The sequence below is a fragment of the Streptomyces sp. genome, from assembly GCF_031181555.1.
In the GTDB taxonomy this organism is placed as follows: Bacteria; Actinomycetota; Actinomycetes; order Streptomycetales; family Streptomycetaceae; genus Streptomyces; species Streptomyces fimbriatus.
Window position 1 is genome coordinate 10,408 of sequence record NZ_JAPSKQ010000163.1, and the last position, 3,703, is coordinate 14,110.

Annotated in this window: 3 protein-coding genes; 1 reads left to right on the forward strand and 2 read right to left on the reverse strand. The window is 71.1% G+C overall.

The features are described 5' to 3' along the window. Both RIM90_RS25755 and RIM90_RS25760 read right to left on the reverse strand, forming a co-directional pair. Nucleotides 1-1,558: MFS transporter (locus RIM90_RS25755; RefSeq protein ID WP_375165548.1), on the reverse strand; the 1,558-nt coding region annotated here is incomplete at its 3' end. A gap of 181 nt (nt 1,559-1,739) precedes the next feature. Further along, nucleotides 1,740-2,453: a hemolysin III family protein gene (locus tag RIM90_RS25760; RefSeq protein ID WP_309063143.1), complete on the reverse strand. Its 714-nt coding sequence runs from the start codon at nt 2,451-2,453 to the stop codon at nt 1,740-1,742. A gap of 325 nt (nt 2,454-2,778) precedes the next feature. On the opposite strand from RIM90_RS25760, the gene RIM90_RS25765 reads away from it, so the two are divergent. Further along, nucleotides 2,779-3,703 (forward strand): phosphoenolpyruvate carboxykinase (GTP) (locus tag RIM90_RS25765; RefSeq protein WP_309063144.1); only part of this gene is annotated, 925 nt, incomplete at its 3' end.

Genomic DNA, 3,703 nt, shown 5'->3' on the forward strand with positions numbered 1-3,703 from the left:
CCGGTGCGCCGGAGGTGTCCGGTTCCCCCGGCGTCCGTCCGGCCGGTGGGGCGGCGGGGCGCGGATTCGGCAGGAACAGCGCGGTCAGGACCGCGGTCACCAGCGCCGCGATCCCGCAGACCACGAGCACCAGGGACATCCCGTCCACGTACGCCGCGTCGGCGGAGCGGGCGAGGGCCGGCAGGTCCAGGTGCCCGGCGACGGCGTGCGCCCCGCTCAGCGACTCCCGGGCGGCCTCCGCGGCGGGGGCGGGCAGCCCGGCGGTGTCGAGCCGGTCGGCGTAGGTGTCGGCGACGAGGCTGCCGAGCAGGGCGATGCCGACGGCTCCGCCCACCTGGCGCAGCGTCATCAGCAGGGCGGAGCCGCTGCCCGCCTCGTCGGCCGGGATGCCGCCGAGCGCCGCGTCCATCGCCGGCACCATCGCCAGGCCGAAGCCCAGGCCCGCGACGGTCAGCCACACGGCGGTGAACCCGTAGCCGCTGTCCGGCTCGGTCCGGGAGCCGAGCAGCGCGGCGAAGCACAGCACCGCCAGCCCCGCACCGACCACCGGCCGCGGTCCGAGCCGCCGCACCAGCGGTGTGCTCGTCCGTGCGGCGACCAGCAGACCGCCCATCATCGGCAGCAGCCGCAGCCCGGTGCCGAAGGCGTCGCTGCCGCCGGTCTCCTGCAGATACGCCGGCAGCAGGAACAGCAGCCCGGCGAAGACGAAGGTGCCGAGCGTCGCGGCCAGGACGTTGAACAGGAAGCCGCGCCGCCCGAGCAGCGCGAGGTCGAGCATGGGCCGCGCGGCGCGCCGCTCCCGCGCCACGAGGCCGGCCAGCAGCAGCGCGGACAGCGCGAACGAGCCGAGCACCCAGGAGCTGGTCCAGCCGCGCGCGGGCCCCTCGATGATGCCGAAGACCAGCGCGCCGAGCCCGAGCGCGCTGAACGCCGTGGACAGCGCGTCGACCCTGGGGGAGGAGGGATCGCGCGACTCGGGCAGCAGGAACAGGCAGGCGGCGATGCCCACGGCGGCCATCGGGATGTTGATCAGGAAGATCGAGCCCCACCAGTAGTGGTCGAGCAGCAGCCCGCCGACGAGCGGCCCGAGCGGCATCCCGGCGGCCATGGAGGCGGTGACGGCGGCGACCGCCTTGCCGCGCTCCTCCGCACCGAACATCGACGGCAGCACGGACAGCCCGAGCGGGATCACCAGCGCGGCCCCGAGACCCATCACCGAGCGGGCCGCGACGACGAGTTCCGGTGCGTCGGTCAGGGCACCGGCCAGGGACCCGGCGAGGAACACGCAGAGCCCCACGACGAGCATGCGGCGTCGTCCGAAGCGGTCGCCGAGCAGACCGGCGGGCAGCATCAGCGCCGCGAACACCACGATGTAGGAGTCCACGATCCACTGCAGCTCGCCGGTGCTCGCCCCCAGCTGTGCGGCCATGGTCGGCAGCGCCACGTTGAGGATCGTCAGGTCGAAGCCGAGCGTGAGCATGCTCGCGACCAGGGCCCCGAGGGCCCACCAGCGGCGGGGGTCGGTGTGCGCGGCGTTCCGCTGAATGACAGTGGCCATGAAATGAGAGTAGCTCTCAAAAGATGGTCCGTGTCAATACGTGGGGGCGAGCGTGACCGTGCGTGGTCGTGGACCGGCGGTCGCGCGCCGGGCACCGGGTCTCGCGCACCGCGCGCCGGGCACCGGGCACGGAAAAGGCCGCGGCACCGGTGCCGCGGCCTGGACTCGGGGTGGTGGACGCCTACGCGTGCTGGTACGCCACCAGGGAGATGCCGACGTAGTGCGCGATGAAGGCGGCCAGGGTGAACGAGTGGAAGACCTCGTGGAAGCCGAACCAGCGCGGTGACGGGTTGGGCTTCTTGATCCCGTAGACGATCCCGCCCACGCTGTAGAGCAGGCCGCCCACGACCACCAGGACGAGGACGGTGATGCCGCCGGTGTGCAGGAAGTCCGGGAGGAAGAAGACGGCCGCCCAGCCCATGGCGATGTAGCAGGGGGTGTAGAGCCAGCGCGGGGCGCCGACCCAGAAGACCCGGAAGACGATCCCCGCGGCGGCGGCCGCCCAGATGCCCCACAGCAGCCACCGCCCCTTGGAGTCCGGCAGCAGCAGGATGGTCAGCGGGGTGTAGGTGCCCGCGATGATCAGGAAGATGTTGGCGTGGTCGAGCCGGCGCAGCACCCCGTCCATGCGGGGGCTCCAGTCGCCCCGGTGGTACAGCGCGCTCACGCCGAACAGCAGGCAGGCGGTCAGCGCGTAGACCCCGCAGGCGAGGCGGCCGCGGGGCGAGTCGGCGAAGGCGGTCAGGGCCAGTCCGGCCACCAGTGCGGCGGGGAACATGCCGAGGTGCAGCCAGCCGCGGAGCTTGGGTTTGGCGGGGTGCGGCAGAGAAGTCGCCACCGGGCCGCGGCCTTCGGCCGGCGGGTCGGCGGACGCGTCGGGGACGAGCGCAGTCATGGTCGCATCGTACCTACGGGACCGTAAGTTACGGGTGAGGGTGTCGCATTGGAGGTGTGGAGTGCTCATCGTCTCACACCGCTCCACAGAATCGTCACGCAAAGAAAAGGTCATATCAACTCAACGTGAACGTAAAGCGGCAGGAAAAACCGTGGTCATCGTCACGTTGCTCACCTGTGCGCTCCTCTGGACAGATGGGCGCTCTCGTCGGATGATCAAATGAGTGCGGTCGGCACCGGATGAGCGCCGAAGGTCTCACCGTGAAGCATCCGGGTCGCAGCCCCCACGGGGCCTCCAACAAAAAACCCCTCATTTAGGAGCAATCGTGGCGCGCGACATCGCGGCTCCCAGCGTCCCCACCACCCACCAGGGACTGATCTCCTGGGTCAACGAGATCGCAGACCTGACGCAGCCGGACCAGGTGGTCTGGTGCGACGGCTCAGAGGCCGAGTACGAGCGACTGTGCGAGGAACTCGTCGCCAGGGGCACCTTCCGGAAACTCGACCCGATCAAGCGCCCCGACTCCTACTACGCGGCCTCCGACCCCACCGACGTCGCCCGCGTCGAGGACCGGACCTTCATCTGCTCCGAGAAGGAGGAGGACGCCGGTCCCACCAACCACTGGAAGGCCCCCGCCGAGATGCGGGAGATCTTCACCGGTGAGAAGGGCCTGTTCCGCGGCTCCATGCGCGGCCGCACCATGTACGTGGTGCCCTTCTGCATGGGCCCGCTCGGCTCGCCGCTGTCCGCCATCGGCGTCGAGATCACCGACTCCGCGTACGTCGCCGTCTCCATGCGCACCATGACCCGCATGGGCCGGGCCGTCCTGGACGAGCTCGGCGACGAGGGCTTCTTCGTCAAGGCCGTGCACTCCCTCGGCGCCCCGCTGGAGCCCGGCCAGGAGGACGTCCCCTGGCCCTGCAACCAGACCAAGTACATCTCGCACTTCCCCGAGGACCGCGAGATCTGGTCCTACGGCTCCGGCTACGGCGGCAACGCCCTGCTCGGCAAGAAGTGCTACGCCCTGCGCATCGCGTCGGTGATGGCCCGCGACGAGGGCTGGCTCGCCGAGCACATGCTGATCCTCAAGCTGACCCCGCCGCAGGGCGAGGCGAAGTACGTGGCCGCCGCCTTCCCGTCCGCCTGCGGCAAGACCAACCTCGCCATGCTGGAGCCGACGATCTCCGGCTGGACGGTCGAGACGATCGGCGACGACATCGCCTGGATGCGCTTCGGCGAGGACGGCCGCC

Coding starts and splice junctions, on each gene's coding strand:
- RIM90_RS25760 (WP_309063143.1), bottom strand. CDS start 2,453: ATGACTGCGCTCGTCCCCGACGCGTCCGCCGACCCGCCGGCCGAAGGC.